The 2,709-nt window shown below is 75.9% G+C and carries 1 protein-coding gene; it reads right to left on the reverse strand.

Translation table 11 applies throughout. The annotated features are described in order from the left end of the window. Positions 1–27: 27 nt before the first annotated feature. Positions 28–2,709, reverse strand: a 2,682-nt coding sequence (locus tag C1J00_RS44535; RefSeq protein ID WP_342751810.1) for an HAD family hydrolase, incomplete at its 5' end; no start/stop codon positions are given.

A 2,709-nucleotide genomic window follows, 5' to 3' on the forward strand; every position in this document is an offset into this window, starting at 1 on the left:
CCGCCGAACGGGGGGTTCGGCTTCCGGTCACAGGGAGAGCGCGGCTTTCAGCAGCGGCGCCAGAGACGTCACCGTGGTCTCGCAGCCGGCCTCGCGCAGCTGCCGGTCGGTGGTGGTGTTGCGGGCGAGGCCGACGAAGCGCAGCCCGGCCCGCTGGGCGGCGGCGAGCTCGGCGACCGTGGAACCGATCACCAGCCCCGTCGACGCGGACCCGTCGCAGGCCTCGAGGGCGCGCAGCATGCAGTCCGGGTGCGGGGTGAGCAGAGCGAGATCCTCGGCGCGTCCGTGGACGCCGGCCAGGGGCAGGGCTCCGTAGGGCCGCAGATAGCGGGGTACGGCCTCGGCGCAGACGTCCGTGATCACGCAGACGCGGCGGCCGGAGGCGTGCAGGGCGCGGACCAGCGGCGCCGAATGGTGCGTCGCCGGTGCGTGCGGCACCGCCTGGAGTTCGAGCTCGTCCAGACGTTCCCGCAGCAGCGGCCCGAGCGGGTCGCCCGCGAAGGCCCGGAGCACGTCCAGCGGATGGGCGAACGTCTCCCGTGCCGCGCCGGGCAGGGCGTGCCGCGGGGCGCGGTGCTCGTCGACGAGGGCGAGCAGGTCGAGCACGGCCTCGCGGGCGGTGCTCGCCGAGAACAGTCGGGCCATCGGACCGTCGAACCCGACCAGGACGGTCTCGGCCTCGCCCAGCAGCTGCGGCAGCGGGCGCCGCGCGGGAGCGGCCCCCTGCGGCACGGGCAGGGCCGCGCCCTCCGGGCCGAGTTGCACCGACGCCGTCACCGCCAGCCCGGGCACCGGCCAGCCGCGCAGCCCGGCGTCGACCGCGCGCTGGGCCGCACCCGCCCGGCGCAGCGGATGCCTTCGGGTGATGCGGGCCGCCTCCTCCAGCAGGTGGTCGAGCAGCAGCTCGGACACCCGGCCGGTCTCGGCCCGCACGAACGCGACCGGGTCCTCCACGTGCCAGGACAGCTCGACGGCGGCGGCGAAGACGCCCTTCCCCGAACTGGGCAGGGAGACCCGGTGGTGGGACTGGTGCGTGGTGAGGTCCACCTCGTAGTACGTCACGAGCGCCGGCGGCCGGTCACCGTGCGGCCGGGCGGGATTGAGGAGGGTCAGCGGGCCGTCGGGCCGGGTGTGGACGACGGCCGTGCGGCCCGGCGCCGGTATGCCGAGCCGGCGCAGGTCCCGGGTGATGAAGGGGCCCTGCACCAGGTCGCGGGCCCCGGGCTGCGGGGCCGCGGCGGGGGACAGCGGGCAGTACCAGGCGACCGGCGGAGTGTCGGTGGCGCCGTCCTGGAAGAGGGGCTGGAAGCGCTGGGGGCCCTGGGCGGCCGAGCTGGCCGCGAACTGCTCGTAGAGGTCCGGGGAGACGACCACCTGGATGCCGGCGGGCACGCGCGGCGGCTCGGGCGGCGGGACCGGTCGGTCCCAGAACGTGACGGTCAGGGGCGGCGGGTCCACGAGCCCGGTGAGGACCTCGGGCAGACCGCGCAGAACCGCGGCCAGGACGGGGAGGAGGTAGGTACCCGGTCCGGTGTGGACGTCGTAGCCGCCGCCGCGGACGCGCACCTCGAACTGGTGGAGGGCGAGCGCCCCGCGGCTGAGCATCTCGTGCACCGCGTATTCGAGGGTGATGCGGGCCTCGGGGTGGCCGGTGAGGTCGTCGGCCTCGAAGAGGATCGTGGGGGCGGCCGTCTCCGGCCCGGACTCCAGATCCGCCTTGAGGGCGCGCAGACGCTCCCGGGTGGCCGCGGCGGCCGGGCCCGGGACGCCGTCGAGGGGGTCGCCGTACCAGAGGCCGAGGGCGCGACGGCGGTCGCCGGGGTCACCCGCGGCGAGCCGCTCGCAGAGCGGCACGTCGACGTACACGTCGGGCACGTGCAGGGCGTACGCGTGCGGGAAGGCGACGAGGCCGCCGTCCGGCAGCACCTGCCGGACCTCAGCCGCCAGGGCGTCCAGGCGGCGGACGGCCTCGCTCTCCGGCAGGGGTTCCTCCCACAGCCCGCCGGCCAGTTCCGTGTGGGGCACGCGACGGCCGGGCCGCAGGAGCAGCATGCACAGCAGCGCCTGCGCCTGCGCGGAGGGCGCTTCCACGGGCTCCGTGCCGACGCTGACGCGCAGGGGACCGAGCAGGGTGAAGGAGCGCGGCGGTGGCCACTCGGCGGGCAGGCGGGCGGCGTAGGCGGCGGCTTCCCGCAGGGCGTGCCGGTCGATCAGATCGAGCAGTTCCCGGTGCTCGGCGGGCACCTCGCCGGCGACCTGCTTGAGCAGCCACCGGAACTCCGCGACGTCCGCCTCGGGGGTGATGTCCCGGGACTCCTCACCCAGGGCGACGCGGCTCAGCAGCACCGTGCCGTCGGGGCGCAGCAGCAGGCCGGCCGGCCCGCGCTCCCCGCGCACCAGACCCCGCGCGTGCAGGGCCTCCAGCCCTGCCATGCCCTGGCACACCAGGCGGACGAAGGCCGGGAAGGTGATGCCCGACAGCACTTCGGCAACCGTCAGGCCGTCCACGAACTCCGTCACCAGGTAGGGAGCGTCGCCCTCCACCCCGAAGTCGAGCACCTTCACCACATGCGGATCGTCGAGCCCGGCCAGTGCCCGCGCCTCGCTCAGGAACCGTTCCTGCGGGGCGGGCTGCTCACGGTACCGGCGGACGATCACCTGCCGGTCCGTGCGGGTGTCCACGGCCCTGGACACCCGCCCGTTCCACCC

This window comes from Streptomyces cahuitamycinicus, from assembly GCF_002891435.1.
Classification (GTDB): domain Bacteria; phylum Actinomycetota; class Actinomycetes; order Streptomycetales; family Streptomycetaceae; genus Streptomyces; species Streptomyces cahuitamycinicus.